We start from the raw sequence: 19,537 nt of genomic DNA on the forward strand, positions 1-19,537 counted from the left end.
AGTACGCGTGAGGTTTCAGCTGCTTGGACCGGTCGTGGTGCGCCGCGACGACGAAGAGTTGCCGCTGGGGCCGGGCAAGCAGCGTGCGCTGCTGGCGGCCCTGCTGCTCGACCGGGGCCGGGTGGTCTCCACCGCCCGCCTCACCGAGGCGCTGTGGGACGGCGACCCGCCCAGCTCCGCCACCTCGAACATGCGGACCTACGCCTCGGGGCTGCGCTCGGTGCTGACCGACCGGCGCGGGCCCCGCATCACCAGCCGCAGCCCCGGCTATGTGCTGACCCTCGACGACGACGAACTCGACACCGACACCTTCACCGAGCTGTCGGCCACCGGCTACGCCGAGCTCGCGGCCGGGCAGCCCGCCCGCGCGGCGCAGGCGTTCGCGCGGGCGCTGGCGCTGTGGCTCGGGTCGGCCGGCGAGGACCTCGTCCGCTCGCCGTACCTGGACCAGCGGCTGGCCGCGCTGGAGGAGCAGCGGCTGGCCGTCACCGAGGAGTGGATCGGGGCCCGCCAGCAGCTCGGCGAGCATGCCGACCTGGTGCCGGAGCTGCGGCGGCTGACCTCTGGCCACCCGCTGCGCGAACGGCTGTGGTGCCAGCTCATGCTGTCGCTGTACCACACCGGGGACGTCGGCGGCGCGCTCGCGGCATACCGGCGGGCGCACGAGATCTGCGTCGAGGACCTGGGCGTGGACCCGGGGCCGGAGCTGGTGCGGCTGCACAAGGCGATCCTGTCGCGCGATCCGGTCCTGGGCGGCACGGCGCCGACGCGGTTCCCCGCGCCGCGGCCGGCGCTGGTGGTCGAGTCGCAGCGGACCCGTGAGGTGCCCCGGGAGCTGCCGGTCGCCGCTCCCGTCTTCGTCGGCCGGGACCGGGAACTGGCCGAGGTGGTCGAGGACGTGCTGGCCGGACTGGCCCGCCCGGCGCCGGGCGGCAGCCCGACCGTGGTGGCGGTGCACGGGCGGCCGGGCGCGGGCAAGTCGGCGCTGGTCCTGCACGCGGCGGCCCGCCTGGCGGCCCGCTTCCCCGACGGCCAGCTGTACGTGGACCTGCGGGCCGGGGGTGCCGACACGATCACGGTGCTGGGTCGGCTGCTGCGCGCGCTGGGGGTGCGCGACACGCGCGTGCCGGCGGGCGTGGACGAGGCGGCGGCGCGGTTCCGGTCGGTCGCCGCGGACCGGCGGCTGCTCGTCGTACTCGACAACGCCGAGGATGAGGCGCAGGTCCGCCCGCTGCTCGCGCCCGCCAGCCAGAGCGCGGTGCTGGTCACCAGCGCCAGCAAGCTCACCGCGCTGGACTGCACCGCGCACCTCGAGCTCGGGGTGTTGGCGCCCGGACCGGCCGGGCGGCTGGTCGCGGAGCTGGCCGGGCTGGCGGCGGCGTCGATCGGGCGGCCGCTGGTGGAGCTGTGCGGCGGGCTGCCGCTGGCGCTGCGGTTCGTGGCGGCGCGGCTGGCGCTGACGCCGTACCGCGCGCCGGTGGAGCTGGCCCGCCAGCTGCTGGAGGAGTGCGCCCAGAGCGACGTGCTGGTCTGCGGCGACCTGCGCGTCCCGGCGGGCCTGCTGACCGGTGCCGGCTCCGTGGACCCGGCGGATCCGCCGGGGCCGGCACGTCTCACGCCGCCGCACGCCGTGGACGCCGGGCGTCCTTAGCGGTCGTCAGGTGAGCGGGTCTGCTACGGGCAGTTGTTGACCGAGCAGTACCACGCCGGTCCGCCCGGCATGGTGTAGCACCCGCAGAAGTTCTTGGGCGCGCAGCCCGCGCAGGTGACGCTGCCCAGGTTCGAGCAGGGCTGCCCGGTCTTGATGCATGCCGAGGCCGTGGCCTGCGGCACGAACCGGCTCACGAGCCGGTCGGCGAGCATGCCGAGTTGGCGCATGTGTCCTCCAGAAAGGTAGGGCGCGGCCCGGGTGGGCCGTGCGCCGCCACGCTATGGGCGCGGCCTACCGTCCCCGCCCACCGCGCGCACACCGCGGGGGTTCGAGGATCGGCACACCTCGGGGTTCCCGCGCAGGCTGCGGCGTCGTGCGCTGAATGTGCCGCCCGTGTACGCGCACCGCTCGGCGGGTGTACCGCCGCCGCCTAGCGTTCGCCCGTCGCTGCTGCGCAACACGAGGAGATGTCATGGCGTACGTCGTCGCCGCGGTCGTGGTCTTCGGCCTGATCGCGCTGCTGAACCTGCTGCTGACCTTCGGGGTGATCCGCCGGCTGCGCGAGCACACCGCGACGCTGGAGCTGCTGGAGAGCGGCACGGAGCTGGAGATCCGGGCCAAGCCGGGCGAGCCGGTGCTCGACTTCACCGCGGTCGCCACCACCGGCGAGACGGTGTCGCGGGTGGACCTGATGCCCGACACCGTCGTCGCGATGCTGTCGGCCACGTGCCCGCCCTGCCACGACGTGGCCGACAAGTTCGTGCCGTACGCCGCGCAGCTGCCGCGCGAGCGGGTGCTGGCCGTGGTCTACGGCACCGAGGAGGAGACCGCCGAGCTGCGGGCGCGGCTGGAGCCGGTCGCCCGGGTGGTGGTCGAGGAGCAGGTCGACGGCGCCGTGACCAAGGCCTTCCGTAATAAGATCTACCCGTCGACGTTCGTGGTCGACGGCGACCGGAAGGTCTCGGCGAGCGGGTTCGACGTCGACGCGATCCGGTTGACCGTGCCCGTGCTGCGCCTGCCCGCCGCGGTCTGATGCCGCCCGCTCCGCTGCCGCCCGTCCCGACGCGACGCGCGCTGGCGCTGTCGGCCGGGCTGATCCGGCGGGCGGCGCCGGGCCTGGCCGCGTCCTACCTGCTGGTGACCGCCGTGGTCGCGCTGCTGCCGGTGGCGGCCGCCAGCCTGACCAGGGCGGTCTTCGACGAGGTCGCCGCGGCGGCGCCGGTCGCGGTGATCGTCCGGTACGCGGGCCTGCTCGCGCTGACCGGGTTCCTGCTCGTGGTGGGGCAGCAGGTGCTGCGCTACCAGGGCGCCGAACTCGGTCGGCGGGTCGCCCGCACGGGGGTGGCCGACCTGTACACGGCGCTGGACCGCTTCGTGGGGCTGGCCCCGTTCGAGTCGCCGCGCACGGCCGACCGGATCATGCAGGCGCGGCAGGCGTCGTACGCGGCGGGCCAGACCGTGTCCGATGTGTCCACGCTGGTCGCGAGCGGGCTCACACTGCTGGGGTTCGTCGCGGCGCTGTGGGCGGTCAGCCCCGTCGCGACGGCGGTGGTGGTGGCCGCGGCGGCGCCGACCGTGCTGGCGGAGGCACGGCTGGCGCGGCGCCGCGCCGACCTGATCGGACGGATGACGCCGCACGACCGCCGCGAGCTGTTCTACCAGGCCCTGCTCGGCGACCCGGACGCCGCCAAGGAGATCCGGATGTTCGGACTCGGCGGCTTCCTGCGCGGCCGGATGCTGGCCGAGCGCGCCGCCGCCGACGACGGCCGCCGCCGCCTGGACCTGCGCGACGCGTCGGTGCAGGGTGCGCTGGGCCTGGCCGGGGCGGTGACGTCCGGGGCCGGGCTGGTGTGGGCGGTGCTCGCGGCCGGGCGCGGCGAGCTGAGCCTGGGCGACGTGGCGATGTTCGTCGCCGCCGTGGCCGGAGCGCAGGCGGCCACGGCCGGGCTGGCCCAGGGCGCCGCCGCCCTCCAGCTGCGGCTGGCCGGGCTGGCGCACCTGGCGGCCGTACTGGACGCCGGTCCGGAGCTGCCGGTGGGCGAGCGCCCGGCGCCGCCGCTGCGGCACGGCATCGAGCTGCGCGACGTGTGGTTCCGGTACGGCGAGGACCATCCGTGGGTGCTGCGCGGCGTCGACCTGGCCATTCCGGCGGGCACCGCGCTGGCCCTGGTCGGCCGCAACGGCAGCGGTAAGAGCACCCTGGTCAAACTGCTGTGCCGGCTGTACGACCCGACCCGCGGCGCGATCCTGTGGGACGGCGTCGACCTGCGCGAACTCGACCCGGCGTCGCTGCGCGCCCGGCTCAGCGGCGTGTTCCAGGACCACGTGCACTACGAGCTGAGCGCCGCCGACAACATCGGCCTCGGGGACCTGGCCGTCTTCGCCGACCGGGCCGCGCTGCGCGACGCGGCGGGCCGGGCCGGGATCGCGCCGGTGCTGGCGGCGCTGCCCGACGGCTACGACACCATGCTGACCCGTACCTTCACCTCCAACGCCGACCGCGACGACCCGAGCACCGGGGTGAACCTGTCCGGCGGCCAATGGCAGCGGCTGGCGCTGGCGCGGGCGTTCCTGCGTACCGTGCCGGATCTGATGGTTCTGGACGAGCCCAGCTCGGGCCTGGACCCGGAGGCCGAGCACGACGTGCACACCCGCGTGCTGGCGTACCGGCAGGGGCAGACCAGCCTGCTGATCTCGCACCGCCTCAACGCGGTCCGCGACGCCGACGTGATCGCGGTGCTCGACGGCGGCCGCGTCGCCGAGCGGGGCGGCCACGACGAGCTGCTGGCCGCGGGCGGGGTCTACGCCAGGCTGTTCCGGCTCCAGGCCAGCGGCTACCAGCAGCCGGTGGAGGTGCCGTGATCGCGCTGTCCGCCGTGGCGCTGGTGCTGCTGCCGCTGCTGGCGGCCTGGTACGCGCGGGCGCGCCTGATCGCGGTGACCGTCGAGGGGACGAGCATGGAGCCGACGTACGCCGAGGGGGACCGGGTGCTGGTGCGCCGGGTCCGGCCGGGCCGGGTGCGCCGCGGCGACGTGGTGGTGCTGGACAACCCGTTCGGGCGCGGCACGGTCTCGCAGTGGGTGATCAAGCGGGCCGCCGCGCTGCCGGGCGACCCGGTGCCGCGCGCGGAGTACCCGGCCCTGGCCGGCGTCGCCGAGCAGCGGATCCCGGCAAGGCGGATCGTGCTGCGGGCCGACAACCCGCACGGCGGTGACTCGCGCACGCTCGGCTGGGTCGACTCGGCGACCGTGGTCGGCATCGTGATGGGACGGCTGCCCCGAGGCGGCCGCTGAGCTGTGGAGGCGACAATGACTGAGCTGCTGGGCGCCGTGGACGCCGCGAGCCGGGTCGCGACGGGGCTGGTGTTCCTGGTCGCCGCCGTGGCCAAGCTGCGCGACCTCGGTGCGTTCACCCGGTCGCTGCACCCGTTCCTGACCGTGCCCGCGCCGGTGTACCGGGTGCTGGCCGCGACCGTGGTCGCGGCGGAACTGGCGGCGGCCGCGCTGGTCGCCGTGCCGGCGACCGCGGTCTGGGGGTTCGCGCTGGCGCTGGCGCTCACCGCCGCCTTCGCGGTCGGGATCGGGCGGGTGCTGCGGCGCGGAGTGCAGGCCGTCTGCAACTGCTTCGGCGTCGCCGACAGCCGGCTCAGCCGCCGCCACCTCGTCCGCGACCTGCTGCTGGCGGTGCCGGCGCTGGCCGGGCTGGCCGCGGCGGCCGCCGGTACGCGACCGCAGTCGCCGGTCCAGTGGCTGGCCGGTACCGCGGTGGGTGCGCTCTGCGCGCTGCTGGTGATCCGGTTCGAGGACCTCGCCGACCTGTTCGCGCCCGCCCGCAAGGGGGCACCGGTACGTCGTTGACGGCAGCGCGGACGTCCACGGGTGCCCGGCGGGCCCTCGCCCGAACTACGATGCCCAGCGTGACCCAGACGCCGACGGTGCCCCGGCAGGTGCGGACCCGCCCCGCGCCCATGCATGCCCACCTGCGGGAAGCCGCCCGGCGCAGACTCGCGCCGCTGGACCGGGTGCTGGACCCCTACGCGTGGTACGCCGCGCTCGCGGTCACCCTGATCGCGGGCGTGCTGCGGCTGAGCAACCTGGCCCAGCCGCCCGGCAAGATCTTCGACGAGACCTACTACGCCACGGACGCGCACTGGCTGTGGGAGAAGGGCTTCGAGTGGAACGAGGCGGAGAACGGCCCCGGCTACGTCGTCCACCCGCCGCTCGGAAAGTGGATCATCGGGCTCGGTGAGCAGCTGTTCGGGTACAACGAGACCGGCTGGCGGTTCACCGCCGCGATCTTCGGCACCGCGTCCGTGCTCATGCTCGTCCGCATCGCCCAGCGCCTGTTCGGGTCCACGGTGCTGGCGGTCGCGGCCGGGCTGCTGCTGGCCTTCGACGGCATGCACTTCGTGCTGTCGCGCACCGCGCTGCTCGACATCTACCTGATGTTCTTCGTGCTGGCCGCGTTCGGCGCGGTGGTGCTGGACCGCGACGCCAGGCGCCGCCGCTGGGCGGCGTTCCTCGACGGCGGCGGCAACCCCGCCGGATCGGGCCGGTCGAGCCGCCCGCCGCGCGCCGTGCCGTGGTGGCGGCTGGCCGCCGCCGTCCTGATGGGCTGCGCGCTGGCCGTGAAGTGGAGCGCGCTGGCGTTCCTGCCGGTGCTGGTCCTGCTGATCCTGTGGTGGGAGGTCGGCGCCCGGCGCACGGCCGGGGTGCGCCACCCGGTCCGCGACGCCATCCTCGACGAGACCGGCTGGCTGCTGGCCTGCGTGCCGATCGTGCTCGGCGTCTACCTGGCCTCGTGGAGCGGCTGGCTGCTCACCGACGGCGGCTTCTACCGGCACTGGCTGCGCGACAGCGGCCAGCCCGAGCCGCCGGTCTGGGGCGCGCTGCGCAACCTGTGGTACTACCACCAGCAGGCGTACGGGTTCCACAGCGGACTGCAGACCCCGCACGCGTACCAGTCGGCGCACGGCTGGGGTCCGATCCAGTGGCTGCTGCAGGGCCGGCCGGTGCTGTTCTACCGCACCGGCGACCTCGCCTGCGGCGCGCCCAGCTGCATGGCGTACGTGCTGATGCTGGGTACCCCCGTGCTGTGGTGGAGCTTCATCCCCGCGCTGCTCGCGGCGGTCTGGTTCGGCGTCGCCCGCCGCGACTGGCGTGCCGCCGCGGTGCTGGCCATGGTCGGCGCGGCGCTGCTGCCCTGGTTCGCGTACCCGGACCGCACCATGTTCAGCTTCTACGCCCTGCCCGCGCTGCCGTTCCTGATCCTGGCGGTGGTGTTCGTGCTCGGCTCGATCATGACGGCGCCGCCGGGGCGGCCCCGGGACGAGGACCGGGTCATGATCGGCGCGATCGTCGCCGGGACGTACGTGGTGCTGGTCGTGCTCGCCTTCACCTGGTTCCATCCGCTCTACGTCGGGCAGTCCATCCCGTTCGAGGACTGGTCGCGCCACATGCTGCTCGGTGACCTGTGGGGCAAGGACTGAGCCGGTAAACGCGGTGACGGCCGGTCACCGGCGCGGCTAACGTGGCCCGATGACCGGCACCGCCACCCGGCCCCTGCTGTTCCTGGACGTCGACGGCCCGCTGAACCCGTACGCGGCCAAGCCCACCCGGCGGCCCGACGGCTACCAGACGCACCGGATACTCACGCCGTCCATGGCGGGGCAGCCGCTGCCGATGCCGGGGCGCCGCAAGCCGCTGCGGGTGTGGCTGAACCCCGACCACGGCCCGAGCCTGCTGGCGCTGCCGTACGACCTGGTCTGGGCGACGACCTGGACCGACGAGGCCAACGAGTGGATCGCGCCCCGGATCGGGCTGCCCGAGCTGCCGGTGGTCCAGTGGCCCCGGCCGCGCCAGGACGGGCCCGGCGGCGTCTTCTGGAAGACCGCGACGCTGGTCGAGTGGGCCGCCGGACGGCCGTTCGCCTGGGTCGACGACGAGGTCACGGACCTGGACGTCGCCTGGGTGTCGGTGCGCCACCGGGCCCCGGCCCTGCTGCACCGGGTCGACCCCAGGCACGGCCTGCGCGCCGACGACTTCACCGCGCTGGCGTCCTGGGCCGTCGCGATGATCTAGGGCCAGGTGAATCGGGAGACCTGACGGCTCACGGCTCGGCCGGGCGGTCGGGGCGCAGGCCGTCGCGGACGACCGCCAGGACCGGGCCCAGCGCGGCCGCGCCGCGGTAGCGCTGCATCGCCTGGCAGCCGACCATCAGGGTCTTCACGTCGGCGGCGGTGAGGTCGGCGCGGACGACCCCGGCGGCCTGGGCGCGGGCCAGCAGCGTGGCGATCGCGTCCATGAAGGCGCGCTCGGCGCCGGGCGCGGCGGTCTCGATGTCGAACCCGGCCCCGGCCAGGGCCTCGGCCAAGCCCTTGTCGGTGGCGCCCTCGTCGGTCATGAACGTGAAGAAGCCGTAGAACGCCTCGGCCGGGTCGGCGACGGCGGCGAGGTCGCGGGCGCGGCCGACCAGGCGGTCGACCCGGTCCAGCACGATCGCCTCGTACAGCGCCTCCTTGGTGGGGAAGTGGCGGTAGACGGTGCCCGCCCCGACCCCGGCGCGCCGGGCGATCTCGTCGACGGGCACGGACAGGCCCTCGGCGGCGAACACCTCGTACGCCACGGCGAGCACCCGCTCGCGGTTGCGGCGGGCGTCGGCGCGCAGCGGTCGATCGCCACTCATGGTTGAACCCGTACGCCCTGAGCTGCGCGCCGGGTGGCGGAGGCGCGTATCACGCCGACGGCCGATGGCAACCGGGGCGAGCGTTCCGTATAGTAAGTGGGGCGCACGTTCCGATTATACGTACGCCCGGCGCGCCGGCGGACCCCTGGACGAAGGACTGATCATGCGTGGCATCCTCGCGGCGCTCGGCGCCCGCCCCGACGGCGCGCGCGGCGAGCGCGTGCGGCGCTCCCCGCACTTCCACGACGGGACGTTCCACAACACCGCGCCCACCCGCACCGTCACCCCGGGCGGCAGCACGCTGCGCGAATACCTCTTCGGCAAGCAGCGGCGCACCCCGCGCGGCGAAGTCCCGCTGGTGACCCCGGGTGCGCCGGTCACCGACCGGGGCCTGCACCTCACCTGGTACGGCCACGCCACCGCGCTGGTCGAGATCGAGGGCCGCCGGGTGCTCGTCGACCCGCTCTGGAGCGACCGCTGCTCCCCCGCCCCGTTCGCGGGTCCCAAGCGGCTGCACCCGATGCCGGTGGCGCTGTCCGACGTGCCCGCCGTCGACGCGGTCGTCATCTCGCACGACCACTACGACCACCTCGACATGCCCACGATCCAGCACCTGACCCGAACCCAGAGCGCGCCGTTCCTGGTGCCGCTGGGCGTCGGCGCGCACCTGGACCGCTGGGGCGTGCCCGCCGACCGGGTCATCGAGCTGGACTGGGAGGAGAGCGCCCAGGTCGGCGGCCTGACCCTGACCGCGACGGAGGCGCAGCACTTCTCCGGCCGGGGCCTGTCGCGCAACCACACGCTGTGGAGCTCGTGGGTGATCGCGGGGGAGCAGCGGCGCGTCTTCTACACCGGCGACTCCGGCTACTTCGGCGGCTACGCCGAGATCGGGCACCGGCACGGCCCGTTCGACGCCACGCTCATGCAGATCGGGGCGTACGACCACGCCTGGCCGCAGATCCACATGTTCCCCGAGGAGGCCGTCGAGGCCCACCGCGACCTCGGCGGCGGCCTGCTCATCCCGGTGCACTGGGCCACCTTCAACCTCGCCCTGCACGCCTGGTCCGAGCCGGTCGAGCGGGTGTGGCGCGAGGCCAAGGCCCACGACGTCGCCCTGGCCGTGCCCCGGCCGGGGGAGCGGGTCGACGTCGACGCCCCGCCCGCGATCGACCCCTGGTGGCAGCCGCTGGCCTGAGCGGCCGCGGCCCGGGTGGATAGCATGCGCAGGACCTGATCGGCACCGAGGCACGGAGGACCGCGTGAGCGGCGACAGGATCGGCAGTGACCTGCTGGACAACGTGGCGTGGGCCGCGCTGTCCGGTCCGCTCGCGGACCTCGGCCGCCGAACCGGTCAGGCGGCCGTGTTCGACCCCGACGTGTCGCCGTTCGGCGCGGTCGCCCCGGACGCCGGCGCGCAGGGCTGGAACGACTTCGCCGAGCTGCTCGGACCCGGTGGGGCCGCGCTGCTCACCGGCGACTTCGCGGTCCCCGAGGGGTGGACGGTGCGGTTCGGCCTGGACGGCGTGCAGCTGATCGACGTCGCCGGCGTGGTGGACGAGGAGGAGCCGGAGGCGGTGCTCCTGGGCGCCGCCGACGTGCCGGAGATGCTGGACCTGGTCGCCCGGACCAAGCCCGGCCCGTTCGGGCCGCGCACCATCGAGATGGGCACCTACCTGGGCATCCGCCGCGAGGGCGTGCTGGTGGCGATGGCGGGCGAGCGGCTGCGGCTGCCCGGGTACACCGAGATCAGCGCGGTCTGCACCGACCCGGCGGCGCGCGGGCGGGGACTGGCCGGGCGGCTGGTCCGTGCCGTGGGCGCGGTCGTGCACGCCCGCGGCGACACGCCGTTCCTGCACGCGGCGGTGACCAACACCGACGCGATCCGGCTCTACCAGGCGCTCGGCTTCGAGCTGCGGCGCCAGACCCCGTTCGCGGTGGTCGAGGTGCCGCAGCCCTGAACGGTCCGGCGGGCTGGCCGAGTCGGCCCGGCGGGTCAGCCGAGTCGGCGTAGCGCCGTCGCGGCCGCGTTGCGCACACGCAGGTCGGGGTCGTCCAGCAGCGGGCGTACGTGCTCGGCACCGGCAGGATCGCCCAGCCGCCCGAACGCCTCCGCCGCGCGCGCCCGCATGATCGCGTCGTCGTCGGCGGCAGCGGTCTTGAGCTGGTACTCCGGCTTCCACTCGGGCTTGTGGCCCAGCAGCCACACGTAGGCGCGGCGCACCCGCAGGTCCCGGGTGTGGTGCACGTACTGCTGCGGGCCCGCGATCGCGGCCAGGCCCCGCCCGGCGGTGTGCCGCACCGCCCGGTCGGCGGCGGCGTCGCCGAACAGGTGCCACAGCGTGGGCAGCGCGCGCGGGTCGCCGAGGCGGACCAGGGCACGCAGGGCGACCAGGGCGTACGCCGTGTCGCAGGCCCGGATCAGCTGCGGCACCGCCCGCTCGTCGCCGTGCCGCGCCAGCACCCGCACCGCCCGTTCCCGCACCCGCGGCTCCGGGTCGTCGCACGCGCCGATCGCGGCGTCGACCACACGGGGGTCGCCGATGCGGCTGAGCGCCCGCAGCGCCAGGTCGCGCACCTCGGGACGGTCGTCGCGCAGGCACTCCAGCAGCGCGGGTACGGCCGTCGTCGATCCGATCTTGCCCAGCGCGTCGATCGCCGCGAAGTGCGGGACCGGCTCGCGCAGCATCGCGCACAGGGCGGGCACCGCCTCGACCGCGCGCAGCTCGCCGAGCGCGAACGGGCCCTCGTGCACCCACGCGTACTCGTCCAGGTAGGCCACCAGGGTATCGACCAGGTCGGCGCCGTGCGCGGCGAGCCAGGTCGGGTCGGCGTGCCAGGGCGGATCGGTCGGGTCGAGGGGCCGTCCGCGCAGTACCGCGGCCGCCTCCGGGCTGCCGATCTCGACCAGCCGGGCCACCGCCGCCCGCCGGGCCCAGCGCCAGCGCGGGTCGTCGCGCTCCACCACCGTGCGCAGCAGCTCGACCTCGCGCGCGCAGCCCGGCCCGACCAGCCCCGGGATGGCCGAGGACACCGTGCCCGGCTCGTTGGCGGCCGCCTTGGCCAGCAGGGCGTCGCGGTGGGCCCGGTCGCGGGCCACCGCCCGGCCCCACACCGCCACCCGCTGCTCCCAGCCGTTCTCGGCGTTCCACCACTGCTCGATCAGCGCGTCGACCGGGGCGGTGGCGGCGTTCTCGGGCCGGGTGACGATGGTGTGGATGGCGGCCTGCACCGCGACCAGGCAGCAGAACCTGCCGTCGGGCACGTTCTCGGCGTGGTAGCCCTCCACCAGGTAGGGCAGCGCCTCGGCGTCGCGCAGCTCGCCCATCGCCCGCGCGACCGGGCCCCAGTGGCCGCCCGGGGCCGGCCGGGCCGCGATCAGCGCGGCGAGGTCCTGGCCCGCCAGCGGGTTCTTCGGGTTCAGCGACGGGCGGGGCAGGCCGAGCGCGTCGGCGAGGTGGACGTGCTCCTTGCGCAGGTCCTCGTACGCGGACTCGTCGGCGCGGTGGCGGTACAGATCGGTCAGCACCGCGTAGCGGACCAGGGCCGCGTCCGGGGTGCGCAGCAGCCGCTCGGCGTAGTGGTGCGGCGGGACCGGCAGCTCGTCGGGCCGCCGCTGCAGCGTCTCGACCAGGCGCACGGTGTTCGGGGCGATGCCGAGGCGGTGCAGGTCGGCCGCGCCCACCCCGGCGTCGGGTACGGCGTACAGCCAGGCGGCCTGGGCGGCGGCCGGGTTGCGGGTCAGCCCGGTGACCGCGGCGGCGGCGCGCTCGAGGTGGGCGAGGAAGTCGCCGTCGCGCCCGAACGTCTGCCCGCGGTGGGTACGGGCGGCCAGCCGCCTGATCTTCGCCGTCGTCATGGGTGTGATTGAACCGCACCGGCACCGGACGGTGAAAATCGGTGCGCCCGCGTCCCGCAGCTCAGGCGGGCACGGGCGCACCGGTCGGCCGCCTAGGCCGCTTCGGCGGCGATCCGCTGGGCGATGTCGGACCGCAGCGCCTTCTTGTCGATCTTTCCCACGTTGGTGACCGGCAGCTCCCCGACCAGCACCAGGCGCTCCGGCAGCTTGAACCGGGCCAGCCCCACCGTCTCCATCGCGTTGCGCACGTCGTCGAGCGTCACCTGGTGCCCGGTGTGCGCGACGGCGTAGAGGCAGATCCGCTCGCCGAGCTCGGCGTCGGGCATCGCCACCGCCGCCGCCATCCGGACGCCGGGCAGCTGGTGCGCGACGTTCTCGATCTCCTCGGCGGGGATCTTCTCGCCGCCGCGGTTGATGACGTCCTTGTCCCGGCCCTCGACCACGACGTTGCCGTCCGGCCGGATCCGCACGATGTCGCCGGTGCGGTACCAGCCTCCGGCGTGGGAGTGCGCGTTGAGGCCCTCGGCCCGGTAGTAGCCGCGCGGCGTGTACGGGCCCCTGGTCAGCAGCACCCCCGGCGCCCCGGCCGGGGCCGGCTCGCCGTCCTCGTCGACGAGGACCAGCTCGTCGTCGACGCAGATCGGGCGCCCCTGGGTGTGCCACACCACCTCGTCGGGGTCGTCGGGGCGGGTCAGGCACAGCAGGCCCTCGGACATGCCGTACACCTGCTGCAGGCGGCAGCCCAGGACCGGCTCGACGCCCCGGGTCACATGCTCGGGCAGCCGTGCGCCGCCGGACTGGATGGCGAGCAGCGAGCTGAGGTCGGTGTCCGGATCGGACTCGCGATACTCCAGCCAGCGCTGGATGATCGCGGGCACCAGCGAGGTGAGGGTCACCCGCTCGCGGGCGATCAGCGGGAAGGCCCGCTCCGGTGCGGGCGTGGCCGCGATCACGGCCCGCCCCCCGGCCATCAGCGTGCCCAGCACGCCCGGGCCCGACATGGGGAAGCCGTGCCCCAGCGGCAGCGCCGCCAGGTACACGCTGCCCGGACCGACCTGGCAGATCTCCGCGGCGCGCCGGGCCATGAAGCCGAAGTCGTCATGCGTGCGGGCGACCAGTTTCGGCATGCCGGTGGTGCCGCCGGTCATCAGGAACAGGGCCACGTCCTGGCCGGCGGGCGGCGTCGCGTCCAGCCGCGCCCGCGCGGCGGCCGGATCCTCGGCCGGGGCCAGCAGCGCGGTCACGTCGACGTGCCCCGGCAGCACCTTGTCGCCGAGCACCAGCACGTGCGCGATGCCGTCCTGCTCGGCGGCGATCTCGGCGGCCATCGCCTGCAGGTCGAAGTCCCTGGTGCTGGTGGGCACGATCAGCGCCACGGCCTGCACGTGGGCGGCCACCGCGGCGATCTCCTGGCGCCGGTTGGCCGGCAGCGCCATCACCGGGACCACCCCCAGCCGCAGGCAGGCCACCGTCATCGCGACGAACTCCCAGCAGTTGGCGAGCTGGAGGATCACCCGGTCGTCGGCGCGCAGCCCGAGGGCGCGCAGCCGCAGGGCCGCCCCGTCGGCGCGCGCCATCAACTGCGCGAACGTCAGCCGCACGTCACCGTCCACGAGGCACACCGTGTCGGGGCGCAGATCGGCCGCGGCGTACAGGTGCTCGCCCAGCGAGCGCCCGTCCCAGTACCCGGCCGCCGTGTACCGCGCGGCGAACTCGTCCGGCCACGGGGGCGTGCCGGACCGGGTCGGCTGTCTGGGCGTCTCGGCCACGGCGGGCCTCCTGTCTCGCATGGCGGGAGGTGCTACCTGCCGAGAAGGATCCCAGTAACAACTCATTCGCGCTTCTCTTGGAATGCGCTGTTGTCCGGCATGGATACCCGCGCTGTCTGCGCACTTAGAGAGATGCCGCCTGTGTCGCGGAAAGGTGAGGATGTCCGAAACCGACAGCCCCGATAGCTGGGCAGATGCGCCTAGGGGCGTCATTGATCGGCCCATGAAAGGAGCCGGAACATGAGCCAGGATGGGGTATTTGCGGATGCCGTGGCAGTCATTGGTATGAGCTGCCGGTTCGCCCCCGACCTCGATTCGCTCGACAAGTTCTGGGCGTTCATCAGCGCGGGCTCGACCGCGATCAGCGACATGCCCGACAAGCGCTGGGACCCGTACGGCGCGACCAGCCCGCAGGCCACCGCGATCCTCCGCAAGACCACGCGCAAGGGGTCGTACCTGACCGACATCGAGGGGTTCGACGCCGACTTCTTCGGCATCTCCCCGCGTGAGGCGGACTACCTCGACCCGCAGCAGCGAATCGTGCTCGAACTCGCGTGGGAGGCGCTGGAGAACGCCGGTGTCCCGCCGCTGTCGCTGCGCGGCACCGACGCGGGCGTGTTCGTCGCCGCGAACTCCAACGACTACGGTCGCCGACTCCTGGAGGACATCACCCGCACCGGCGCCTGGGCCGTCAACGGCACCACCTACTACGGCATCGCCAACCGCATCTCCTACTTCCTGGACCTGCGGGGGCCGAGCATCGCCGTCGACACCGCGTGCGCCGGCTCGCTGACCGCGCTGCACGTGGCGTGCCAGAGCCTGCGTACCGGTGAGTCGCCGGTGGCGATCGTGGGCGGCATCAACATCATCGCCACGCCGGCGCTGAACGTGGCGCTGGACGCGGCCGGGGCCACCACGGCCGACGGCTGGAGCAAGGCCTTCGACGCCGCCGCCGACGGCTACGGCCGCGGTGAGGGCGCCGGCGTGGTCGTGCTCAAGCGGCTGGCCGACGCCCAGCGCGACGGCGACCCGGTCCTGGCGGTCATCCGCGGCAGCGGCGTGTTCCAGGACGGACGCTCCGAGGGCATGATGGCGCCCAACGGATCGGCGCAGGAGCACATGCTCCGCCGGGCGTACGAGCGGGCCGGCATCTCCCCGGCCGAGGTCGACTACGTCGAGGCGCACGGCACCGGTACCCCCGTCGGCGACCGCGAGGAGGCGCAGGCCCTGTCGGCCGTGTTCGGCGCCGACCGCCCGGCCGACAAGCCGTGCCTCATCGGCTCGGTCAAGCCCAACATCGGCCACACCGAGGCGGGCTCCGGCATCGCCGGCGTCATCAAGACGGTGCTGGCGCTGCGGCACGAAGAGGTGCCGCCGAGCCTGCACGAGCAGCCCAACCCGCAGTTCGACTGGGCCTCCTCCGGCCTGAAGCTGGTCGACGGCCGTACCCCATGGAAGGCCAACGGCCGCCCGCGCATCGCCGGCGTCTCCAGCTACGGCGTGGGCGGCTCGATCGCGCACGTCATCCTGCAGGACGCGGCCGCGGTGGCCGGTACGCAGGACACCGTCGCGGCGGGCGCGGCGAACGCGCCGCTGGTCTACCCGGTGTCGGCGATGTCGGAGAACGGCCTCAAGGCCGTGGCCGCCGAGACCGCCGACTGGCTGACCGACAACGCCGGGGCCTCCCTGGCCGGGGTCGGGCAGACGCTGTCGCGGCGGCGCTCGCACCTGTCGCAGCGCGCGGCCGTGGTCGCGAGCACCACCGGTGAGCTGGCCGCCAAGCTGCGCGTCGTCGCCGAGGGCGGACGCGGCGCCGGCATCGCCAAGGGCCGGGCCGCGGCCGGCCAGGCCACCGGTCCGGTGTGGGTGTTCTCCGGCCACGGCTCGCAGTGGGCCGGGATGGGCCGGCAGCTGCTGATCGAGGAGCCGGTGTTCGCGCAGGCGATCGACTCGCTGGCCCAGGTGTTCGACGAGGAGCTGGGCTGGACCCCGCGCGAGGCGCTCGAGTCCGGCGGCCCCTGGTCCAGCTACCAGGTGCAGGCGCTCACCTTCGCCATGCAGATCGGCCTGGCCCACGTGTGGCACCGGTACGGGGTGAAGCCCGGCGCGATCATCGGCCACTCGGTCGGTGAGATCGCCGCGGCCGCGGTCGCCGGAGCGCTCGACGTGGCGGAGGCGGCACGGTTCGCCTGCAAGCGGGCCAAGGCGCTGCAGCAGCTGCAGGGCGCGGGCGGCATGGTGCTCGTCGGCCTGCCGTTCGAGCAGGTCGAGCAGCAGCTCGCCGGGCGGACCGACCTGGTGGCGGGTATCGCCGCCAGCCCCACCTCCACCGTCGTCTCCGGCGACCGCGAGGTCGTCGAGCAGGCGGGGGCGCAGTGGGCGGCGGAGGGGCTCACGGTCTACACCGTGGACACCGACATCGCCTTCCACAGCCCGCACACCGACGCCGTGGTGGCGGAGGTGGCCGCGGCGGCGGCGCAGCTCAATCCGCGTCCGGCCCGGGTGCCGCTGTACAGCACGGCCCTGACCGACCCGCGCTCGGCCGACCTGCGCGACAGCTCCTACTGGACGACCAACCTGCGCCAGCCGGTCCGCTTCGCCGCCGCGACCGCGGCCGCGATCGAGGACGGGCACCGGCTCTTCCTGGAGATCTCGTCGCACCCCGTGGTGACGCACTCGATCAAGGAGTCGCTGTCGGCCGTCGACGTCGAGGACGCCACCGTGGTGCCGTCGCTGCGGCGCGACTCCGACGAGGTGGGCATCCTGCTCGGCAGCCTCGCCGAGCTGCACGCCAACGGCGCGGCCGTGGACTGGACGGCGCTGCACCCCGGCGAGGACCTGGTCACGCTGCCCACGATGGCGTGGCAGCACCGGCCGTACTGGATCTTCCCCGCGGAGGGGGAGAGCGGGTCGACCGGCGGCGGGCACAACCCCGACGACCACACCCTGCTCGGCGGCCAGATGAGCGTCAGCGGCGCCCCCGCCCGCCAGGTCTGGCAGACCTACCTGGACATGGACTGCCGGCCCTACCCGCAGGACCACGAGGTGGTCGACGTCGAGATCACCCCGGCGGCGGTCATCATCAACAGCTTCACCGCCGCGGCGCAGCAGGACGGTCGCCTGCCGGGCCTGTCCGACATGGTGCTGCGTACGCCGCTGGCGGTGATGCCGTCGCGCACCGTGCAGATCGTGCTGTCGGAGAGCACCCTGCGCCTGTCCACCCGGATCGCCGACGCCGCGGTGGCCGACGACGACCACGAGTGGATCACCCACTCGACCGCGAACGTCGACTGGAGCCTCAGCGTGCCCGACGCGACGGTCGACGCCGCCGCGCTGCGGGCCCGCACCTCCGACGAGTGGACCTGGCGCCGGGTCGACGACATGTTCCGGCGGATGGGCGTCGGCGGGTACGCGTTCCACTGGGACGTGGAGGAGATCCGCCGCAACGACGTGGAGCAGATGGCGATCATCGACATCGCCCCGCCCCCGGCGAAGTACGCGCACAGCTGGGCGCAGGTCATCGACGGCGCGCTGACCATCAGCGCGGTGCTGGTGACCCCCGAGTACGCCAAGCACCAGTGGATGTCGTCGCACATCGACTCGGTGGCGTACACGGGTCTGCCCCCGGCCCGTATCACGGTGCACTCGCGGCGCAACGCGAAGTCGCCTTCGGACACGGTGGACGTGCTGGTCGCCGACGAGACCGGCAAGGTCGTGGCCGAGGTGGTCGGGCTGCGCTTCTCGGCCATCCAGGACGAGGCCGGCAGCGTCGCCCCGCCGCGTGAGCTGGCGCACGAGATGGTCTGGCGCGAGCTGGACCTGTCGATCGGCACCGAGACCCGCCTGGCCAAGGCGGTCCTGGTCGGCGACGGCGCCACGGCGAGCTGGGTGGCCAGCCAGCTGCAGCAGGCCGGCGTCGAGGTCGCCCGGGTGTTCTCGCCCGAGGACCTGGAGCCGGTGACGCTCAGCCAGTACGGCGCGGTGCTGGTGGCGCCGGCGGCGCTGGTGGACGGCGAGGGTCCGGAGGCGGCCGCGGAGCGGTGCGCGTGGACGCTGATCCGCACCATGCAGCGGCTCATCGACGCGCAGACGGCCAACGAGCTTAACCCGGTGCCGCTGCCGCGGCTGTGGGCGGTCACCGACGGCGTCCGCGCCGCGGGCGAGGTCGAGGCGCTGGCCCACGGTCCGATCTGGGGCGTCGGGCGCATCATCGCCGGCGAGCACCCCGAGCTGTGGGGCGGCACGCTGGACCTGGCCGGACGCGACGCGGTCACGGCCGCGTGGCTGCTGCCGGCGATCCAGCGCCTGGCCGGTCAGGAGGACGTCATCTCCGTCACCTCGACGGGGGTGGCCGGGGCGCGCCTGAACTCGTTCGAGCGCCCGGCCGACGGCACTGCGCTGCAGTGCCGGGCGACCGACACGTACCTGATCACGGGTGGTCTGGGTGCGCTCGGCCTGCTCGTGGCCCGCTGGCTGGCCGACCGGGGCGCCCGGCGCCTGCTGCTGGCCGGCCGCAAGGGCCTGCCGGCGCGCGCCGAGTGGGCCGGCATCACCGACCCGCGCACCCGCCGCCAGATCGACAGCGTGCTGGAGCTGGAGGCGCTTGGCGTCACGGTGAAGATCCTCTCGCTGGACATCACCAACGAGGCCGAGGTCGCCGCGGCGGTGGACCCGTCCACGCACGGGCTGCCGCCGGTCCGGGGCATCGTGCACGCGGCGGGTGTCGTCCGCGACGCCATGGTGGACAAGATGGACCTGGAAGGCCTGCAGGACGCCATGGCGCCCAAGGTGCTCGGCGCGATGGCCCTGCACCGGATCTTCCCGCCGGGGTCGCTGGACTTCTTCGTCCTGTTCTCCTCGTGCGGCCAGTTCGCCCGACTGACCGGTCAGGCGAGCTACGCGGCGGCCAACTCGTTCCTGGACACGCTGGCGGCGCACCGCACCGCCACCGGCCACCGCGAGACCACCAGCATCGGCTGGACCTCGTGGCGGGGTGTGGGCATGTCGGAGTCCATCGGCACCACCATGATGGAGGCCAACAGCCGCGGCCTGGAGGCCGTGTCGGCGGCCGAGGCGTTCCGCGCCTGGGCCTTCGCCGACCGGTTCCACGCGCCGTACCAGGCGATCCTGCGGGTCCTGCCCACGCCGCCGAACCAGCCCCGGCTGCCGATGCTGCGTGAGCTCACCGCCACCAGCGACTCGGCCGGCGACGGCGACAGCCAGGGCTTCAGCCTGGACTGGAGCCTGTCGGACGACGAGCTGCGGGCCCAGGCGACCGCCGACGTGCGGGAGCAGGTGGCGATCGAGCTCAACCTGGGCGCCGAGGACGTCGACGCGCGCCGCCCGCTGGTCGAGCTCGGGTTCGACTCGGTGATGACGGTCGCGCTGCGGGTGCGCCTGACCCGCCGCTACGGCCTGGACCTGCCCCCGAACATCCTGTGGAGCAAGCCCACCGTCACCGCGCTGGCCCTGCACATCCTCGAGGGCCTGCGCGCGCAGGAACTCGCCGCGGTCTGACGCCGCAGCACCGGGCCGCTCCCGTCCACCGGACGGGGGCGGCCCGGCCGCGTCCACCAT

Annotated in this window: 14 protein-coding genes; 10 read left to right on the forward strand and 4 right to left on the reverse strand. The window is 74.5% G+C overall.

Annotated features, from left to right (window positions below):
• Positions 1 to 7 precede the first annotated feature (7 nt).
• The gene (locus tag QEZ54_RS10620; protein ID WP_281304365.1) at positions 8 to 1,651 is read left to right on the forward strand and encodes a BTAD domain-containing putative transcriptional regulator; all 1,644 of its coding nucleotides are present in this window, start codon (positions 8 to 10) and stop codon (positions 1,649 to 1,651) included.
• Positions 1,652 to 1,674: 23 nt separating this feature from the next.
• Here the strand turns inward: QEZ54_RS10620 and QEZ54_RS10625 are convergent, their stop codons facing one another.
• Positions 1,675 to 1,878 (reverse strand): hypothetical protein, encoded by a 204-nt coding sequence (locus QEZ54_RS10625; protein WP_281304366.1) that lies wholly within the window; start codon positions 1,876 to 1,878, stop codon positions 1,675 to 1,677.
• Positions 1,879 to 2,123: 245 nt separating this feature from the next.
• Between QEZ54_RS10625 and QEZ54_RS10630 the strand changes: the two genes are divergently transcribed.
• The 6 genes from QEZ54_RS10630 to QEZ54_RS10655 all read left to right on the forward strand — a co-directional run bounded on the left by QEZ54_RS10630 (position 2,124) and on the right by QEZ54_RS10655 (position 7,731).
• Positions 2,124 to 2,684, forward strand: a complete 561-nt coding sequence (locus QEZ54_RS10630) for a redoxin domain-containing protein (RefSeq protein WP_281304367.1) — start codon at positions 2,124 to 2,126, stop codon at positions 2,682 to 2,684.
• Positions 2,684 to 4,513 carry an ABC transporter ATP-binding protein gene (locus QEZ54_RS10635; protein WP_281304368.1) on the forward strand — a complete coding sequence of 610 codons (1,830 nt, stop codon included), beginning with the start codon at positions 2,684 to 2,686 and terminating at the stop codon, positions 4,511 to 4,513. Before QEZ54_RS10630 ends, QEZ54_RS10635 begins: the two co-directional genes overlap by 1 nt.
• Positions 4,510 to 4,944, forward strand: coding sequence for a S26 family signal peptidase (locus QEZ54_RS10640; RefSeq protein WP_281304369.1), 435 nt, complete (start codon positions 4,510 to 4,512; stop codon positions 4,942 to 4,944). Before QEZ54_RS10635 ends, QEZ54_RS10640 begins: the two co-directional genes overlap by 4 nt.
• 15 nt (positions 4,945 to 4,959) lie before the next feature.
• Positions 4,960 to 5,508: a MauE/DoxX family redox-associated membrane protein gene (locus QEZ54_RS10645; protein ID WP_281304370.1), complete on the forward strand. Its 549-nt coding sequence runs from the start codon at positions 4,960 to 4,962 to the stop codon at positions 5,506 to 5,508.
• Positions 5,509 to 5,618: 110 nt separating this feature from the next.
• A complete protein-coding gene (locus QEZ54_RS10650; protein ID WP_281304591.1) occupies positions 5,619 to 7,139 on the forward strand; it encodes a phospholipid carrier-dependent glycosyltransferase in 1,521 nt (506 codons plus the stop codon).
• A 49-nt stretch (positions 7,140 to 7,188) separates the two neighbouring features.
• Positions 7,189 to 7,731, forward strand: a complete 543-nt coding sequence (locus QEZ54_RS10655; protein WP_281304371.1) for a hypothetical protein — start codon at positions 7,189 to 7,191, stop codon at positions 7,729 to 7,731.
• 28 nt (positions 7,732 to 7,759) lie between these two features.
• Here the strand turns inward: QEZ54_RS10655 and QEZ54_RS10660 are convergent, their stop codons facing one another.
• A complete protein-coding gene (locus QEZ54_RS10660; RefSeq protein WP_281304372.1) occupies positions 7,760 to 8,335 on the reverse strand; it encodes a TetR/AcrR family transcriptional regulator in 576 nt (191 codons plus the stop codon).
• Between the two features lie 163 nt (positions 8,336 to 8,498).
• On the opposite strand from QEZ54_RS10660, the gene QEZ54_RS10665 reads away from it, so the two are divergent.
• Positions 8,499 to 9,530 (forward strand): MBL fold metallo-hydrolase, encoded by a 1,032-nt coding sequence (locus QEZ54_RS10665; RefSeq protein ID WP_281304373.1) that lies wholly within the window; start codon positions 8,499 to 8,501, stop codon positions 9,528 to 9,530.
• Between the two features lie 64 nt (positions 9,531 to 9,594).
• A complete protein-coding gene (locus tag QEZ54_RS10670; RefSeq protein WP_281304374.1) occupies positions 9,595 to 10,293 on the forward strand; it encodes a GNAT family N-acetyltransferase in 699 nt (232 codons plus the stop codon).
• A 35-nt stretch (positions 10,294 to 10,328) separates the two neighbouring features.
• On the opposite strand, the gene QEZ54_RS10675 is transcribed toward QEZ54_RS10670, so the two are convergent.
• Positions 10,329 to 12,191, reverse strand: a complete 1,863-nt coding sequence (locus tag QEZ54_RS10675) for a HEAT repeat domain-containing protein (protein WP_281304375.1) — start codon at positions 12,189 to 12,191, stop codon at positions 10,329 to 10,331.
• Positions 12,192 to 12,283: 92 nt separating this feature from the next.
• Entirely contained in the window at positions 12,284 to 13,960 is a 1,677-nt protein-coding gene (locus tag QEZ54_RS10680) for an AMP-binding protein (protein WP_281304376.1), read from the reverse strand.
• 270 nt (positions 13,961 to 14,230) lie between these two features.
• Between QEZ54_RS10680 and QEZ54_RS10685 the strand changes: the two genes are divergently transcribed.
• Entirely contained in the window at positions 14,231 to 19,477 is a 5,247-nt protein-coding gene (locus QEZ54_RS10685; RefSeq protein ID WP_281304377.1) for a type I polyketide synthase, read from the forward strand.
• Positions 19,478 to 19,537 lie beyond the last annotated feature (60 nt).

This window comes from Catellatospora sp. KI3 (assembly GCF_029948125.1).
Taxonomy (GTDB): Bacteria; Actinomycetota; Actinomycetes; order Mycobacteriales; family Micromonosporaceae; genus Catellatospora.

Bases quoted from the DNA above. Each gene is read 5' to 3' on its own strand.
- QEZ54_RS10625 (WP_281304366.1), bottom strand. From the start codon at position 1,878: ATGCGCCAACTCGGCATGCTCGCCGACCGGCTCGTGAGCCGGTTCGTG.
- QEZ54_RS10630 (WP_281304367.1), top strand. From the start codon at position 2,124: ATGGCGTACGTCGTCGCCGCGGTCGTGGTCTTCGGCCTGATCGCGCTG.
- QEZ54_RS10635 (WP_281304368.1), top strand. From the start codon at position 2,684: ATGCCGCCCGCTCCGCTGCCGCCCGTCCCGACGCGACGCGCGCTGGCG.
- QEZ54_RS10645 (WP_281304370.1), top strand. From the start codon at position 4,960: ATGACTGAGCTGCTGGGCGCCGTGGACGCCGCGAGCCGGGTCGCGACG.
- QEZ54_RS10650 (WP_281304591.1), top strand. From the start codon at position 5,619: ATGCATGCCCACCTGCGGGAAGCCGCCCGGCGCAGACTCGCGCCGCTG.
- QEZ54_RS10655 (WP_281304371.1), top strand. From the start codon at position 7,189: ATGACCGGCACCGCCACCCGGCCCCTGCTGTTCCTGGACGTCGACGGC.
- QEZ54_RS10660 (WP_281304372.1), bottom strand. From the start codon at position 8,335: ATGAGTGGCGATCGACCGCTGCGCGCCGACGCCCGCCGCAACCGCGAG.
- QEZ54_RS10665 (WP_281304373.1), top strand. From the start codon at position 8,499: ATGCGTGGCATCCTCGCGGCGCTCGGCGCCCGCCCCGACGGCGCGCGC.
- QEZ54_RS10675 (WP_281304375.1), bottom strand. From the start codon at position 12,191: ATGACGACGGCGAAGATCAGGCGGCTGGCCGCCCGTACCCACCGCGGG.